Annotated in this window: 16 protein-coding genes and 2 pseudogenes; 8 read left to right on the plus strand and 10 right to left on the minus strand. The window is 51.7% G+C overall.

Going from position 1 to position 14,880, the window contains the following annotated elements; all coding sequences use genetic code 11:
• The first annotated feature begins 179 nt into the window (after nucleotides 1-179).
• Complete coding sequence (gene slmA, locus KGP16_RS25930; protein ID WP_021181838.1) at nucleotides 180-776, plus strand: nucleoid occlusion factor SlmA; 597 nt, start codon at nucleotides 180-182, stop codon at nucleotides 774-776.
• 34 nt (nucleotides 777-810) lie between these two features.
• On the opposite strand, the gene pyrE is transcribed toward slmA, so the two are convergent.
• Entirely contained in the window at nucleotides 811-1,452 is a 642-nt protein-coding gene (gene pyrE, locus KGP16_RS25935; RefSeq protein WP_059199331.1) for an orotate phosphoribosyltransferase, read from the minus strand.
• Nucleotides 1,453-1,534: 82 nt separating this feature from the next.
• On the minus strand, nucleotides 1,535-2,251 hold the full coding sequence (gene rph / locus KGP16_RS25940; protein ID WP_024482927.1) for a ribonuclease PH: 717 nt from the start codon (nucleotides 2,249-2,251) through the stop codon (nucleotides 1,535-1,537).
• Nucleotides 2,252-2,377: 126 nt separating this feature from the next.
• Between rph and KGP16_RS25945 the strand changes: the two genes are divergently transcribed.
• Together KGP16_RS25945 and KGP16_RS27615 are read left to right on the plus strand one after the other, a co-directional pair.
• Nucleotides 2,378-3,241 carry a YicC/YloC family endoribonuclease gene (locus KGP16_RS25945; protein ID WP_179248768.1) on the plus strand — a complete coding sequence of 288 codons (864 nt, stop codon included), beginning with the start codon at nucleotides 2,378-2,380 and terminating at the stop codon, nucleotides 3,239-3,241.
• A gap of 421 nt (nucleotides 3,242-3,662) precedes the next feature.
• Nucleotides 3,663-3,797 carry a hypothetical protein gene (locus KGP16_RS27615; RefSeq protein WP_256444953.1) on the plus strand — a complete coding sequence of 45 codons (135 nt, stop codon included), beginning with the start codon at nucleotides 3,663-3,665 and terminating at the stop codon, nucleotides 3,795-3,797.
• A gap of 32 nt (nucleotides 3,798-3,829) precedes the next feature.
• On the opposite strand, the gene KGP16_RS25950 is transcribed toward KGP16_RS27615, so the two are convergent.
• Nucleotides 3,830-4,006 (minus strand): hypothetical protein, encoded by a 177-nt coding sequence (locus KGP16_RS25950; protein ID WP_172413921.1) that lies wholly within the window; start codon nucleotides 4,004-4,006, stop codon nucleotides 3,830-3,832.
• Between the two features lie 182 nt (nucleotides 4,007-4,188).
• On the opposite strand from KGP16_RS25950, the gene KGP16_RS25955 reads away from it, so the two are divergent.
• The gene (locus tag KGP16_RS25955; protein ID WP_094981560.1) at nucleotides 4,189-4,926 is read left to right on the plus strand and encodes a hypothetical protein; all 738 of its coding nucleotides are present in this window, start codon (nucleotides 4,189-4,191) and stop codon (nucleotides 4,924-4,926) included.
• A 248-nt stretch (nucleotides 4,927-5,174) separates the two neighbouring features.
• Here the strand turns inward: KGP16_RS25955 and KGP16_RS25960 are convergent, their stop codons facing one another.
• On the minus strand, nucleotides 5,175-5,654 hold the full coding sequence (locus KGP16_RS25960) for an Hcp family type VI secretion system effector (protein ID WP_094981559.1): 480 nt from the start codon (nucleotides 5,652-5,654) through the stop codon (nucleotides 5,175-5,177).
• 830 nt (nucleotides 5,655-6,484) lie between these two features.
• Between KGP16_RS25960 and KGP16_RS25965 the strand changes: the two are divergent.
• Both KGP16_RS25965 and dinD read left to right on the plus strand, forming a co-directional pair.
• Nucleotides 6,485-6,870: pseudogene (locus KGP16_RS25965) on the plus strand (IS3 family transposase); the annotation flags it as partial.
• Nucleotides 6,865-7,125 (plus strand): annotated as a pseudogene (gene dinD, locus KGP16_RS25970) (DNA damage-inducible protein D); the annotation flags it as partial. The pseudogenes KGP16_RS25965 and dinD, both read left to right, overlap by 6 nt.
• Before the next feature lie 117 nt (nucleotides 7,126-7,242).
• On the opposite strand, the gene KGP16_RS25975 reads toward dinD, so the two are convergent.
• The 5 genes from KGP16_RS25975 to KGP16_RS25995 are packed head-to-tail and all read right to left on the minus strand — an operon-like array spanning nucleotide 7,243 to nucleotide 10,314.
• Nucleotides 7,243-7,920 carry an ABC transporter ATP-binding protein gene (locus tag KGP16_RS25975; RefSeq protein WP_223500543.1) on the minus strand — a complete coding sequence of 226 codons (678 nt, stop codon included), beginning with the start codon at nucleotides 7,918-7,920 and terminating at the stop codon, nucleotides 7,243-7,245.
• On the minus strand, nucleotides 7,914-8,591 hold the full coding sequence (locus KGP16_RS25980) for an energy-coupling factor ABC transporter ATP-binding protein (RefSeq protein ID WP_371822652.1): 678 nt from the start codon (nucleotides 8,589-8,591) through the stop codon (nucleotides 7,914-7,916). The genes KGP16_RS25975 and KGP16_RS25980 overlap by 7 nt, the downstream gene beginning before the upstream one ends.
• Nucleotides 8,576-9,286, minus strand: a complete 711-nt coding sequence (locus KGP16_RS25985) for an energy-coupling factor transporter transmembrane component T (protein ID WP_223500544.1) — start codon at nucleotides 9,284-9,286, stop codon at nucleotides 8,576-8,578. The genes KGP16_RS25980 and KGP16_RS25985 overlap by 16 nt, the downstream gene beginning before the upstream one ends.
• Complete coding sequence (locus KGP16_RS25990; RefSeq protein ID WP_021807285.1) at nucleotides 9,286-9,864, minus strand: ECF transporter S component; 579 nt, start codon at nucleotides 9,862-9,864, stop codon at nucleotides 9,286-9,288. The genes KGP16_RS25985 and KGP16_RS25990 overlap by 1 nt, the downstream gene beginning before the upstream one ends.
• Before the next feature lie 27 nt (nucleotides 9,865-9,891).
• Nucleotides 9,892-10,314 (minus strand): PPC domain-containing DNA-binding protein, encoded by a 423-nt coding sequence (locus KGP16_RS25995; RefSeq protein ID WP_179247017.1) that lies wholly within the window; start codon nucleotides 10,312-10,314, stop codon nucleotides 9,892-9,894.
• Nucleotides 10,315-10,538: 224 nt separating this feature from the next.
• Between KGP16_RS25995 and KGP16_RS26000 the strand changes: the two genes are divergently transcribed.
• Complete coding sequence (locus tag KGP16_RS26000; protein ID WP_223500546.1) at nucleotides 10,539-10,922, plus strand: hypothetical protein; 384 nt, start codon at nucleotides 10,539-10,541, stop codon at nucleotides 10,920-10,922.
• 42 nt (nucleotides 10,923-10,964) lie between these two features.
• On the opposite strand, the gene KGP16_RS26005 is transcribed toward KGP16_RS26000, so the two are convergent.
• The gene (locus KGP16_RS26005; protein WP_024482934.1) at nucleotides 10,965-11,354 is read right to left on the minus strand and encodes a hypothetical protein; all 390 of its coding nucleotides are present in this window, start codon (nucleotides 11,352-11,354) and stop codon (nucleotides 10,965-10,967) included.
• A 466-nt stretch (nucleotides 11,355-11,820) separates the two neighbouring features.
• Between KGP16_RS26005 and fdnG the strand changes: the two genes are divergently transcribed.
• The gene (fdnG, locus tag KGP16_RS26010; RefSeq protein WP_223500547.1) at nucleotides 11,821-14,868 is read left to right on the plus strand and encodes a formate dehydrogenase-N subunit alpha; all 3,048 of its coding nucleotides are present in this window, start codon (nucleotides 11,821-11,823) and stop codon (nucleotides 14,866-14,868) included.
• The last annotated feature ends 12 nt before the right edge of the window (nucleotides 14,869-14,880 follow it).

Raw genomic sequence — 14,880 nt, forward strand, 5'->3', positions numbered from 1 at the left:
AATTGAGAGTAACGCACGGAGAATAAGGGTCTGAAAGACCTGTTAGCCATTACACCGTACAACAGCGATCTTATAAGCCGCACAGAGTTTACTCTGCAACGGCCGGTGCGCGGGTTTTCGCAAATCTATACCCGAAGAGATTGAGGGGATAAGCCGTTTTAGCAAGGGTCTAATCAAACATGGCAGAAAAAGAAAATACCAAAAGGAATCGGCGTGAGGAGATATTGCAGGCGTTAGCCCAGATGCTGGAATCCAGCGACGGCAGCCAGCGCATTACCACAGCCAAGCTTGCCGCAAACGTTGGTGTCTCTGAGGCTGCCCTTTATCGGCATTTCCCCAGCAAGACGCGGATGTTTGATAGCCTGATCGAGTTTATTGAAGATAGCCTGATAACGCGCATCAACCTGATCTTGCAGGATGAAAAAGAGACGTTCAACCGCCTACGCCTGATTGTATTGTTGGTACTGGGGTTTGCAGAACGCAACCCAGGCCTTACCAGGATCATGACCGGCCACGCGCTGATGTTTGAGCAGGATCGCCTGCAGGGTAGGATCAACCAGCTGTTCGAGCGGATTGAAGCGCAACTGCGTCAGGTGTTGAAGGAACGTAAGCTACGGGAAGGAAAGGGCTTTATCGTCGATGAGACCTTGCTGGCCAGCCAGATCCTGGCTTTTTGTGAAGGGATGCTGTCGCGCTATATTCGCTCTGAATTCCGCTACCGCCCAACGCAGGATTTCGATGCCCGCTGGCCGCTGTTAGCGGCACAACTGCAGTAACAAATCGCGCCGGGTTCAACCCGGCGCAATTATTTTAAACCCCGTACTGCTCGCGATATGCCTTCACGGCCACCAGGCTTTCGGCCATTTCCGGCTGCTCTTCCAGGTAAGCAATCAACTCCTTGAGCGTAATAATCGAGATCACTTTGCAGTGATAATCACGCTCCACTTCCTGGATTGCAGAAATGTCGGCACGGCCACGTTCCTGACGATCGAGAGAAATCAGCACACCTGCCAGGCTGGCGTTATGGGCACTGATAATTTCCATCGATTCGCGGATGGCCGTCCCGGCGGTGATCACGTCATCTACCAGCATCACACGCCCCTGCAACGGGCTGCCTACCAGCGTACCGCCTTCACCATGTTCCTTGGCTTCCTTACGGTTGAAGCAATAAGGCACATCGAGATTGTGATGTTCTGCCAATGCCACTGCGGTGGTGGTCGCGATCGGGATACCTTTGTAGGCTGGGCCAAACAGCAGATCGAACTCGATGCCGGAATCCACCAGCGCTTCGGCATAAAAACGCCCTAACAGCGCCAGATCACGCCCGGTATTAAACAGGCCGGCATTGAAGAAATAGGGGCTGGTACGGCCGGATTTCAGGGTGAACTCGCCGAATTTCAATACCTGCTTGCGGAGCGCAAACTCGATAAACTGGCGCTGGTAGGCTTTCATTACTGCTTCTCCTAATTGGGTCGATAACTTTGGTTCTATTTTCCGGGCATAAAAAAGGCGACTGCTTGGTCGCCTTTAAAAATCAGTCTGCCAGCGCCGCTTTCTGCGCCTGGAAGATGGTTTCGATGCCCCCTCGGGCCAGCGCCAGTAGCGCCAATAGCTCATCGTGGCTGAACGGCTCACCCTCGGCGGTGCCTTGCACCTCGATCATGCGGCCATCTTCCATCATCACCACGTTCATATCGGTTTCTGCGGCGGAATCTTCCACATACTCCAGATCGCACAGCGCTTCGCCGCCAACGATGCCGACAGAAACTGCGGCCACCATCCCTTTCATCGGGTTGGCTTTCAGTTTACCGGCGGCAACCAGCGCATTCAGCGCATCGGCCAGTGCCACACAGGCTCCGGAGATAGAAGCGGTACGGGTGCCGCCATCGGCTTGCAGCACATCGCAGTCCAGAGTGATGGTGAACTCACCGAGTTTTTTCAGATCCACTGCGGCACGCAGTGAACGAGCGATCAGACGCTGGATCTCCAACGTACGGCCACCCTGCTTGCCTTTGGCCGCTTCGCGGGCATTACGGCTGTGGGTAGAACGCGGCAACATGCCGTATTCTGCGGTGATCCACCCTTGCCCTTGGCCTTTCAAAAAGCGCGGAACGCCCTCTTCTACCGTGGCGGTGCACAAAACTTTGGTATCGCCAAACTCAACCAGCACTGAACCTTCAGCGTGTTTCGTGTAGTGACGGGTCAGTGTCAGGGGGCGAACTTGTTGTGGTGCTCTGCCTGCAGGACGCATGGGCTCTCTCCGGCTTCTTATTAACGTTTGGCTGCGCATTATACGGGCTTCGTGACGTTATGCCTATCCTGCCCGCAGGTGCAACGCTATAATCGTTCCATCTTTTCCTATTTACGGGTACGCACAATGATCCGCAGCATGACCGCCTACGCCCGGCGTGAAATCAAGGGTGAATGGGGCAGCGCAGCTTGGGAGCTGCGTTCCGTTAACCAACGCTATTTAGAAACCTACATCCGCTTGCCTGAGCAGTTCCGCAGCCTCGAGCCAGTGATCCGCGAGCGTATCCGTGGCCGCCTGACGCGTGGCAAAGTGGAGTGCAACCTGCGCTTTGAGCTCGACCCAAGCGCACAAAGCTCGATGATCCTGAACGAAAAACTGGCCAAGCAGCTGGTTGAAGCCGCCAACTGGGTCAAAATGCAGAGCGACGAAGGGGAAATCGATCCGATCGACGTCCTGCGCTGGCCGGGCGTGATGTCCGCTCAGGAACAGGATCTGGACCTCATCAGCAACGAGCTGATGCAGGCGCTGGAAGGCGCACTGGATGATTTCATCGTGGCACGCGAAAGCGAAGGCACCGCGCTGAAAGCCCTGATCGAGCAACGCCTCGACGGCGTGAGCGCCGAAGTGGCCAAAGTACGCGCCCAGATGCCTAATATCCTGCAATGGCAGCGCGAACGTTTGGTCAGCAAGCTGGAAGAAGCCCAGGTACAGTTGGAAAACACTCGCCTGGAGCAGGAATTGGTGCTGATGGCACAGCGTATCGACGTCGCCGAAGAGCTGGACCGCCTGGAAGCGCACGTCAAAGAGACGCACAATATCCTGAAGAAGAAAGAAGCCGTTGGCCGTCGCCTCGACTTTATGATGCAGGAATTCAATCGCGAATCGAATACGCTGGCGTCCAAGTCGATCAATGCCGAAGTGACTACCTCAGCCATTGAGCTGAAGGTACTGATTGAGCAGATGCGCGAGCAAATTCAGAACATTGAGTAAGTATTCAGGAACTATCAAGAAAACCGCATAAAACCATGAGGCTCGCATAACAGCGGGCTTTTTTGTTGTTATTGACCCGTCCTGAATAGCGTTGATACGTTTTCGACTTAAATCCGGAGAACGTGATAATGGCGGAAAGGGTGAACGGGATACTGAAGACGGAGTTTTTGCTGTCACGCCCGGCAGATCTTGAGCAGGCAAGAAAGTTACACCTTGCTCAAACTAAGGCCGCTACCTTGCGCCCCTCTTTGTGTGGAGTACAAAACACGCCAGATAGTAACAAATCATAACGTTCAGGCGCTTTCAGTTCCGGCACCGGATGATAATATTTGATAAGGTTCGGAGGGTTTTCGTCATAGCGACAAATTGCGACGTTCAAGCCCCCTCACCGCAAGGACGGGCCACACCTGCAGGTAACGCCATGTTAGACCATAAAGCCATAGAGCAGACGCTAATCAGCGCAGTCCGCCAGCAAGGTCTTACCCTGGACGGCAAAGACCTGCTGGATCTCCGCACCAGCGCCGAGGCGGTAGCTATCTCGCCAGGGCGGCAGTAATCAGGCTGGCGTTAATGCCCAGCCGTTTCCATTCATTCCACCAGCACCAACATACGCTTATCAGAATCAGCCACAGGGCGATTGAGCTTGCTTCTGATGGCATCGACAAGCCAAGCCGACTTATCGCCACCTGAGGCCGCCACGGCCTGATTAAAGGCATCCTGTAAATCAGCCGGAACCCGGAACGCCACTAAGTTGGATTTGCTCACGCTCGAACCTCGATAGCTTCTTATCTTGGTCAGTGATGCTAAAATCAGGGATAGACTTATCATGGCTATAGTTACATTATGCTACGTGTAACTGCTTAAGTTTTAAATGGCATAGGCCAGCATTTGTTATTTTTTGCTATGATGTGGGTACCATGCTAAAAAATCATAAGGAGTGTGAATAGATGGACTACAATCAATCATCCAATGAAGTGTTAGCTAAATATTTTGATGCATTTATAGAAAAGGCGAGTGGGGCTTTACGTGATGGTGTGAGAGATATTGAAACAGGCGCGATTAGATCGCTTGCACTTATATCGCCACAGGTTTCTATTGGGTACACCAACCCACAGTACATGAATCTTATCTCAGCACATAGCAATATGATTCGTGAAGAAGATTCTCGTATGCTTCGCTCTATCTTTTCTCTGGTTAAAAAGCCTAATGTCATCTATGAGATGACATTGACCATTGTAAATTTTGTATTTGCAACAATGCCTGAACGAACAAAAAAAAACCTAACGGAAAGGCGATCAGAGATTGAAGACAAAGTAACTGACACCATTGCGAAGCAAGCTATAAAAGCAGCTGCAAAGATTGCTTTGATAGAGGTTTTAGTTCAGTTGATCACATTAAGAATATCAAGCTCCCCGGATGTAATTATCTCTTCTAGGCAAGTCGTGGCAAGAATGCTAACAGCATTCCAAATATATAGTTATTTTGATAAAGCAGCCGTGGCAGCAAGGGCGCTAAGACGGGAGAATAGAGTTATTTATAATATGTTGTACTCTCAAGAGGTTGAGATGCTGTATTTTATTATTGCAAAAAAAATAGACCCATTAATAAAAGTATCTCTTTCTAATGACAGCACAAACGCAGATGCGCTGATGTTTGCCTTGGCTGATGTGTTTTACAAGAGGTAATGCATATGTTTAAAGCGATCCGTTCTGTTACATTGGATATCTTAAGTTATGTGTTGGCGCTTGTTCTTTCATTATTATGCATAGCGTTGGCGAGTGTCTTTCCTGATAAGCTTTTTTATGCACTTTCAGTTGTTGGTATTTTGTTCTCACTCTATATTAGCATAGTGTTAGTAAATAAAATCAGGTAGCCAATGTACACTTTTTAAATTGCTTGCCTACACACAAGCAATTTAATTTTAGCTTGCAATTCAATAAACGCGATCATCCCAGATACTATAGCCAGAAGTTCCCGCTATTTTGTGCGCCCATGTAATCGACTCGTATTTTAATGAAAGTGATTCATATGGCATTACCCCAGCGCTATTAACCACATGCGGGTAAGTTGAATTTAAGCTTATAATGGTCGCATTAGTTAATTTTACTTCGTAGAACACTTCCAATACACCTGATTGGTTGAGCCAATAGACTTGAAAAATAGCGGTGAGTTTTTCATTATTGGATACTGCAAGAGCGATTAATGGTGATGATTTATCTATAGGCTTTACGACATCAACAGGCAAGTGGTTGCAATGTTGTTCGCGTGTAACACCATGATTTAACGATAGCACTTGAATTTCGTCTGGATGATTTTTTTGACATCTATTACCGATTGAATCCATTGTGTTACAACCGGCAGAGATTAAACCTTGCTGCTGGCCGGATAAACTTAAAAATATATTAAAGCTCACGGTAAACTCCTTGTAATGAATGCGTTGAAAAATCCAATGTTATCCTATCACGGTACCAGGCCAAAACATAAATATGAAAACAACTATTTACAATGATGATATTCTTTAAGTTAATACATATTAAATTCCTATTTAACTGGCTATCTGTTCATATGTTTTTGCGCTTCTTCTAGCGAGTTGAACGTTTCAATTGTAGTTTCATTCGCATCAGGCCTTTGTGCTGGCCGCTCTTGAAGGTATAGAGGAAATCACTATACCTACCCGGCTCATGCTCGATGCGCGCAATCTGCGCGGCTCTGGTTCGCACCGAAAAGGCTGTTTTGGAGTGTGCACCTGGTATCCGTGCGCGGGGTATCCACTTTGGTATCCACCAAATCGGTACTATCTTAGCGGATACCGGAAAAAGATTCCGGTAGAGCCATGAGAGGTAATCGAGCCACAAAGGCAACAGATCCATGATGCGGGATAATCCCGTATGTACCAGGGGACAAAAATGTCCTTTGGGTAATATTTTCAGTATCGGGATCGGTTGAGCAAAGCAAGGCAGGTTGCCCCCTAATGGCAGCGGCGACAGCTTGAGGTTAAAAAATAGTCGGAATGGTATAGCACTCCGTTTTACCGTGTACACATGGGTGTACACGATCAAAAAACGCATTATAAGAAATCCAGTATCCACAAGGCTTAGACGCCAATACTCAATGAATAAATTCAGTCGCTACCACTGGATAGCTAAAAACCTTAGAGCCCGCACATTAGCGGGCTTTTTGTAGTGATTGACCCGTCCTGAATAGCGTTGACACGTTTTCGACTTAAATCCGGAGAACGTGATAATGGCCGAGTTTAAACGCACACAACGTGACTATCCTTTGTCTTTTAAAATTGCTGTTGTTGAGCAGGTTGAAAAAGGCGAAATGACCTACAAACAGGCTCAACTGCGCTATGGTATTCAGGGACGTTCCACCGTTCTGACCTGGTCGCGCAAGCATGGCCATCTTAACTGGGCTCTAGGTCTTCCCCATCTCTCCGGCCGGGAGTTGCCCATGAGCCAACCGCCTGCCCCTTTAACTCCTGAGCAAAGGATCAGGAAACTTGAAGAACAGCTTGAGCTGGTCACCCAGAAAGCGGAGTTCCTTGATGCTGTCGTTAACATGCTGAAAAATGACTATGAGATCAGTGTCATAATAAAACGACCAGGCAAGTCCTCACGCAAAAACAGAGCCAAAAAATCCTCGACCATATGGGTTCTACTGAGCTTGCTGCCAATCTGTTCCGAGCAACCCAAGCGGAAGAAAAACTGCGCCGCGACCAGGTAAAATCAAAACAACAGGCAAATCAGACCCATTTCGATGTAGGTAGGAAAGTACGACAAACTATTGAAGAACTAGTTGGAACCATGCCGGAAAATCTCCCTACGCCGGAAAAAAGCATCAAGCAACTCGAATCAGCAGCGAAACGCCTGGATAAGAAATAGACCACTTAACGGGCGCATTTTTGCTTAGCCCCTACGACACGAATAGGGCAAAGCTTATCATCAGTAACCTGTGCCTAAGCCATTGCGAGGATATCCTCGTAATGGTTCGCCTTAAGGCTAGCCCACTATCCGACCCGCATCGCCATCCTCCGCAATAACCCCATCAGCCAAACGGATCACACGCGGAAAGTGCGTTTTAACAAAAGCATAATCATGGCTGATGGCCAGCACGGTGGTGCCTTGCGAACGGCAAACCGCTAACCAGCGGGTAAATACCCCCAACCAATAGCTATCAAAGTCACGGCTGGGTTCGTCCAACAGCAGCAGAGGTGGCGCAACGGCAGCGAGGCTGGCAACGGCGACCATACGCCGCTGCCCGGCATGTAAATCCAATGGGTGAGCATCCGCAACATCCGTTAGCTCACAAAGCGCCAGCGTTTGATTAACACGCTGCTCCAGACTATCGCCGCGCACACCCTGATGGTGTAAGCCAAAAGCGATCTCATCGCGTACCCGGTTACGAAAGATCTGCCGTTCCGCTTCCTGAAATAATACTCCCAGCAACGGCGCACGCTGTGCCGCTTTTAGGGTGGCAATATTCTGCCCCTGCAAGAGAACCTTGCCGCCGGTCGGTTTTAGCAACCCGGCCATCAGGCGTAATAACGTGGATTTCCCGGCGCCATTATCCCCGATCAGGGCCACCCATTCCCCCGCCTCAATGGTCAAATCCAAACCGCTAATGATGGGTTCGCTCACGCCTGGCCACTGATATTCCAGCGATTCAATCGTTAGCATAATGAAAGCCTGCCTTGCTCCAGCGCCCAGGTTTGCAGGCAATAAGCGGCAACCTTGGTGAGTGACCGCTCAAAGAGCAAAATCACGCACTGCTGCTGATTAGCGTAAGTAGCCAGCTGTTGTAACAGCTTGGCGGTAGCTTCAGGTGTCAGGCGGCTAAAGGCTTCATCCAACAATAGTAGCCGTGGGCGCATCGCCAGCGCACAAGCCATCACCACCCGTTGCGCCTCGCCGCCAGAGAGCGTAGCTGGATGACGATGGCGTAAGGCGTGGCAATCGGTGAACGTCAGCCCCTGTTCGATACGCGCCATTATCTCGGCTTCATCCAGGCACAGATTCTCCGGCCCGAAGGCGATCTCCTCTTCGACCGTGAAGGTACAGCCGGAAAGTTGCAGCTGGGGTGCCTGTTGAATGAGCTGCACCTGCTGCGCCATTTCAACCAGCGGGCGCGAACCTATTTCCTCACCGAGGACCAGTCCTGATCCCTGTAATGTGCCGGGTAAGAAGTCGGGGAAACAGCCTGCCAGCAGCTGGGCAAGCGTGGTTTTTCCGCTGCCATTCCCACCGCTAATGCCATATAAACCTGGAACCTCGCAATGTAGTTCGATGCTTTCCAACTGCCAGCGACTACCTTGAGGAATAAAGCTCAGCGCATTCAGTGCCACAACCACAGCCAGGCTCCTATTTCCAATGCCGCCATCAACAGCAAGCCATAGCGCACGCTACGTTGCAGCGGGCTGTCGCTAGGTGCCCATAGCGTTGTGCGTCTGGGATGCAGCCGAAAAGCGCGCATATCCAGCGCCGTGCTGCGCGCGGTTAAATCATTCAGCGCACTGTGGGTTAACGGGATAACCAATGCCGGAATGTAGCGCAATCGTTGATACCAATAACCGTCTAGCGGCACGCCTCGCGCCAGCTGTGCCTGATAAATCGCGGCCAGTTGCGCTCGCAGTTGTTCAGCAACCAGCAGCGGCCCTGCCAGCAGGTAGACCAGCCCGAGCGGCAAACGGCTGGCAAACAGAGCGCGAATAACATGCTGCGGCGGCACGTATTGCAGCCAGATTTGCCCAAAACTTAGCAACGCCAACAAGCGTAGCCAGAGCGCGGCAGCGTTGAGCATTTCGCTATCATCACGCGCCTCCCCCCGTAGCCACCATGCCAGCCAACCGCTATGCACCAGCCATAAGCCACCCGCCATGGGTAACATGATCCACGCCACATAGCGCCAGCGATGCCGGGTACTTTTCATCAGGATCAGCAATAGAAAGCTCGCCAGGCTATAGGCTAGCAACGGATAACCAAACGGCATCAGCAAGCTGCTGGTACCCAGTACCAGCCAAAGAGCCAGCGAGGTGAACGGGTGCATTAACGCACGGCAGCCATTGCGGGGAAATTACGCAAGGTTCGCTGCGACATATTACGCACCAATAGCCAGACGATGATGGCAACCAGCACTTTATCTATCAAGTTGATCCCCAACACAGTCATTGCGACGGATTCGATCAGATTGCTACCCATTGAATGCACATAGGCGACAAAGAAGTCTGCGCCACTGCCAGTGACCCCGGCGAACAGATAGGTTCGGATCGGTACGGCAACAATCGTCACGGCCAAGGTGATCACTACGCCACTCAGGATCACTTTCGGTAACGTCCGGAACCAACCGATGCTAGCCAATAAGCCAGCGACCAAACCAATCACCATCGCCACCGGCGCGAATGCGGCCGCAATCGGGCCGGTGAGCAGGCCCCAGATCAGGTTGGTCAATAAACCGGTCAACATGCCGATAATCGGCCCGGCGAGAATTGCACTCAGCAAGGTACCGATAGAATCGAGGAAAATAGGCAGCTTCAGCATCGATACCAACTGCCCGCCAATCATGTTGATAGCAATTGAAATCACCATCAACACCAACGTCTGACTCGATAACCCATTACGTGCCATAACAACCTCACTCAACTAGTAGGAAAATTAGCGTTGCTCGACGTTTAATTCGTCATAGCCCGAAAGCGCGCAAGGTTGTCGGTTAAATACGACATCGTTCAATTCCCCAATCACCAATTCGAGCGTGGTGCGCACGGTGCAGCCTGCCATCACATGGCCGCCGGTCATATGGCCATGCTCATCGGCCACGGCCAGATGCAGATGTTCGCCTCCGGCCTCCAACGTGCCAATCAGTGAGACCACTTCAAATTTTCCGCTCAACAACGTGGTGCCTTCGCAACCGGCAAAACGCAACGCCACGTCGCTCAAGCTGCCGACGCAACCACTGATCCAGGCGGCACGCAAATCCTGCTGCCGGATAAAATCACGAAGTGCAGCCAGCAAGTCTTGTTGCGGTAACAGACGCAAGGCATAAAACCGTGCCGTAGACGGCGTTGATGTCTCCACGATAAGATCCTTTACCCCAGTGGGTTGGGTGATACGGAAAAGAGGGAAATGGCGTCGGGAAGGTAGGATGCTGCATGAGGGATGTGACTCCAAATAACTCCGAACCTCGGACGTTATGCAGCATGATAAAGATTGATGCGGCCTATGTATGTGACATAGGTCAGTAAAAGCGGCGGTGCTGGTATGCTGGCCAAAAGCGAAATTGGAATGGGTCTGAAAGAACACTGATGCCAAAAATAAAAAGCCAAGAAACTCTGGTACGCGAGCGTAAGCGCTGGGTGGTGCTAGCGATACTGGTGATAATCATTGCTGGCTGTTACCAGTGGTGGAAACAAGGGACACTGCGATACGAAGAGTGGAGCCCCAACCAACAGTATGTGGTGCGCAATTATAAAACCTTCGAGTTTATTCCGCGCTTCACCATGCCTGGCGATGGCGGGCATTACTCCGGCTACATGCGGGTTTATGACCGCAACGGCAAGCTGCTCTACGAAGAGTATTCCGACCTGCTCGACTTTGTCGAAGGCCCATTCTGGGCAAAAGAAGGTGTTTATTGGATGGGGAACGACAATCAGGACATCGTTCGCCTACCTACTTCGCCTGTGGATTGAAGCTTGCTGACAAGTGGCCTCCTGAAGGGAGGCTTAACCCGGTCAGTTATAAGCGGCGGCCTGCTCTTCGGTGATCAGCTCCATTTTTTCAAGCTGAACCGCAATGCCGCGCAGTGAGCGCCCAAACTCCACGCTTAACGCCTCTATCGTTTTACCAGCGCTGTAGCCTTCCTCCAATAGCTTCCTGTCTTCTTCCGACCAGGGGAAATTGAAGTTGGCAGGCCGACCCTCGGCAATATTTTTCTGCCGCCGCTCCTCGGGCGATAACTTCGCCTTTTTCACCCGTTCTCGCTCGGCGTAAAACTCATCTGCCAGGGCAAACAGCATCCGGATCGTCTCTGGAGAATGAACTAGCGAGGTATGATTCAAAAACTCCCCCGTTTCTGGGTTAATCCCCCTCGCTAACGCACGTAACGTCAGGTAGGTCTGCATCATGGTTTCCGTCCTTAAAAAATCTATCCGTCATTCTCGCGGCTAGTTCCCTGCCTATTATTGCTCATAAAACGAACTATTCAACGATTCGATCGGATCGCGTATTAACTTTGCGAAGCAAATTCCAAATTAACTCTATTTCTTGCAAGAAAATAACCACTTAAAAAAATACCCATTCGGAAATGGGTAACTCAATGCCGTCGATAATTCTCCCGGCAATCGGTGAAACAGGTTTATCTTCAATATTTACAGATAGTTTTCACTTGAAATTAATAAGGTAAATTAACCACTTACCCAATTTATACCGAACGCGATAAATTAAGGATTACTCACCGCACCGCTGGCTACTTATTAAGGAGTATTTTCCCGCTAACTCTCCCTTATGTTGATTTCCCTCAATAACGCTTGGGTTATTGCTGTTAGTTTGCCATGACTAAAAAACCACTGATAAGCATTAGGGAAAGCAATGGACGTCAATCGCAGACAGTTTTTTAAAATCTGCGCTGGCGGGATGGCTGGGACCACGGTGGCAGCATTAGGCTTCGCGCCCAAGGCTGCGTTAGCGGAAACGCGCAACTACAAATTATTGCGCGCCAAAGAAACCCGCAACACCTGTACCTACTGTTCCGTAGGCTGCGGTTTATTGATGTATAGCCTGGGCGATGGGGCAAAAAACGCCAAATCGACGATTTTCCATATCGAAGGCGACGCGGATCACCCGGTAAACCGCGGGGCGCTGTGCCCGAAAGGCGCGGGCCTGCTGGACTATATCCACAGCGATAGCCGCCTGCGTTACCCAGAGTATCGTGCGCCTGGTTCAGATAAATGGCAGCGCATCAGCTGGAATGATGCCTTTGACCGCATTGCCAGGCTGATGAAAAATGACCGGGATGCCAACTTCGAAGCCACCAACGCCGCTGGCGTGACGGTAAACCGTTGGCTCTCTACCGGGATGTTATGCGCCTCTGCGGCCAGTAACGAAACCGGCATGCTGACACAAAAGTTTGTCCGATCGCTGGGCATGCTGGCAGTTGATAACCAAGCGCGTGTCTGACACGGACCAACGGTAGCAAGTCTTGCTCCAACATTTGGTCGCGGTGCGATGACCAACCACTGGGTTGATATCAAAAACGCCAACGTTGTGATGGTGATGGGCGGCAACGCCGCTGAAGCGCATCCGGTGGGATTCCGCTGGGCGATGGAAGCCAAAAACAACAACGACGCCACGTTAATCGTCGTCGATCCCCGCTTTACCCGTACCGCATCGGTCGCCGATATCTACGCGCCGATCCGCTCCGGCACCGACATTACCTTCCTGTCGGGCGTGTTGCTGTACCTGATTTCCAACAACAAGATCAACGCTGAATACGTGAAGCATTACACCAACGCCAACCTGTTGGTCCGGGATGACTTTACGTTTGAAGACGGGTTGTTCAGCGGTTATGACGACAACAAACGTCAGTACGACAAAACCACCTGGAACTACCAGTTTGGTGAAGATGGCTATGCCTTGCGTGATGATACGCTCCAGCATCCGCGTTGCGTCTGGAACCTGCTGAAAGCACACGTCAGCCGCTACACGCCTGAAGTGGTGGAAAACATCTGCGGCACCCCGAAGGAAGATTTCCTGAAGGTGTGTGAAGTCCTGGCCTCCACCAGCGCAGCAGACCGTACCACCACCTTCCTGTATGCCCTGGGTTGGACCCAGCACACGGTTGGCGCGCAGAACATCCGTACCATGGCGATGATCCAGCTGCTGCTCGGCAACATGGGCATGGCGGGCGGCGGCATCAACGCCCTGCGCGGTCACTCCAACATTCAGGGGTTAACCGATATTGGCCTGCTGTCCACCAGCCTGCCGGGGTACCTGACGTTGCCTTCGGATAAACAGACCGATCTGACCACCTATCTGACCGCCAATACGCCAAAAGCTACCTTACCTGGCCAGGTTAACTACTGGAGCAATTACCCGAAATTCTTCGTCAGCCTGATGAAGAGCTTCTACGGCGACGCTGCCCAGAAAGAGAATAACTGGGGCTTTGATTGGTTGCCGAAGTGGGATCAGTCCTACGACGTCATGAAGTACTTCCAGATGATGGATCAGAATAAGGTCAACGGCTATATCTGCCAGGGCTTTAACCCGGTCGCCTCCTTCCCGGATAAGAATCAGGTGGTCGCCTCACTGGCCAAGCTGAAGTATCTGGTGATCATCGACCCGTTGGTTACGGAAACTTCCAATTTCTGGCAGAACCACGGTGAGATGAACGATGTCGATACCGCGTCGATCCAAACCGAAGTGTTCCGGCTACCATCCACCTGCTTTGCCGAAGAAGACGGCTCGATCGCCAACTCCGGCCGCTGGCTGCAATGGCACTGGAAAGGTGGCGATGCCCCAGGTGAAGCGATTACCGACGGCGAGATCCTGGCCGGTCTGTACCATCGCCTGCGCCAGATGTACGGCAGCGAAGGCGGTAAAGGTGTCGAACCGTTACTGAAAATGGGCTGGCACTATGAACGGCCAGATCACCCTGAATCCGAGGAAGTGGCCAAAGACAGCAACGGCTACGCGCTGGAAGATCTGTATGACGCCAACGGCAACCTGCTGGCGAAAAAAGGCCAGTTGCTGGACTCCTTCGCAATGCTGCGCGATGACGGCAGCACGGCTTCAGCCTGTTGGATCTATACCGGCAGTTGGACCAGCAAGGGCAACCAGATGGCCAACCGTGATAACAGCGATCCGTCAGGGTTGGGCAACACGCTGGGCTGGGCCTGGGCATGGCCACTGAACCGCCGCATTATCTACAACCGCGCCTCCGCCGACCCAATGGGTAAACCTTGGGATCCGCAACGCATGCTGATTGAATGGAACGGTAGCAAGTGGGTCGGGAATGATATTCCAGACTACAACACCGCCGCACCGGGCAGCGGCGTTGGGCCGTTCATCATGCAACCGGAAGGGCTTGGCAGGCTGTTTGCCCTCGACAAAATGGCCGAAGGGCCGTTCCCGGAACATTACGAGCCGTTTGAAACGCCATTGGGCACCAACCCACTGCATCCAAACGTGATCTCTAACCCGGCGGCCCGTCTCTATCCGTCCGATGCCAAGCGCATGGGTGATAAATCCGAGTTCCCTTACGTCGGTACCACCTATCGTCTGACCGAGCATTTCCACACCTGGACCAAGCACGCGCGCCTTAACGCGATCATGCAGCCGGAACAGTTCGTGGAAATCAGTGAACGGCTGGCGAAGGAGAAAGGGATTGAGCAAGGCGATACCGTCAAGGTCAGTAGCAAACGCGGCTTTATCAAGGCGAAAGCCGTGGTGACCCGCCGTCTGCAAACCCTGAAGGTTAACGGGCAGGATGTCGACACCATCGGTATTCCACTGCATTGGGGCTTTGAAGGGGCAGCCCGCAAAGGTTATCTGGCCAACACCCTGACGCCGTTTGTTGGCGATGCCAACTCGCAAACGCCGGAATACAAGGCGTTTCTGGTTAACGTGGAAAAGGTGTAAGGAGCCGAATTT

The organism is Serratia sp. JSRIV006, from assembly GCF_019968685.1.
In the GTDB taxonomy this organism is placed as follows: domain Bacteria; phylum Pseudomonadota; class Gammaproteobacteria; order Enterobacterales; family Enterobacteriaceae; genus Chania; species Chania fonticola_B.

Bases quoted from the DNA above. Each gene is read 5' to 3' on its own strand.
- slmA (WP_021181838.1), top strand. From the start codon at position 180: ATGGCAGAAAAAGAAAATACCAAAAGGAATCGGCGTGAGGAGATATTG.
- pyrE (WP_059199331.1), bottom strand. From the start codon at position 1,452: ATGAAAGCCTACCAGCGCCAGTTTATCGAGTTTGCGCTCCGCAAGCAG.
- rph (WP_024482927.1), bottom strand. From the start codon at position 2,251: ATGCGTCCTGCAGGCAGAGCACCACAACAAGTTCGCCCCCTGACACTG.
- KGP16_RS25945 (WP_179248768.1), top strand. From the start codon at position 2,378: ATGATCCGCAGCATGACCGCCTACGCCCGGCGTGAAATCAAGGGTGAA.
- KGP16_RS27615 (WP_256444953.1), top strand. From the start codon at position 3,663: ATGTTAGACCATAAAGCCATAGAGCAGACGCTAATCAGCGCAGTCCGC.
- KGP16_RS25955 (WP_094981560.1), top strand. From the start codon at position 4,189: ATGGACTACAATCAATCATCCAATGAAGTGTTAGCTAAATATTTTGAT.
- KGP16_RS25975 (WP_223500543.1), bottom strand. From the start codon at position 7,920: ATGCTAACGATTGAATCGCTGGAATATCAGTGGCCAGGCGTGAGCGAA.
- KGP16_RS25985 (WP_223500544.1), bottom strand. From the start codon at position 9,286: ATGCACCCGTTCACCTCGCTGGCTCTTTGGCTGGTACTGGGTACCAGC.
- KGP16_RS25990 (WP_021807285.1), bottom strand. From the start codon at position 9,864: ATGGCACGTAATGGGTTATCGAGTCAGACGTTGGTGTTGATGGTGATT.
- KGP16_RS26000 (WP_223500546.1), top strand. From the start codon at position 10,539: ATGCCAAAAATAAAAAGCCAAGAAACTCTGGTACGCGAGCGTAAGCGC.
- KGP16_RS26005 (WP_024482934.1), bottom strand. From the start codon at position 11,354: ATGCAGACCTACCTGACGTTACGTGCGTTAGCGAGGGGGATTAACCCA.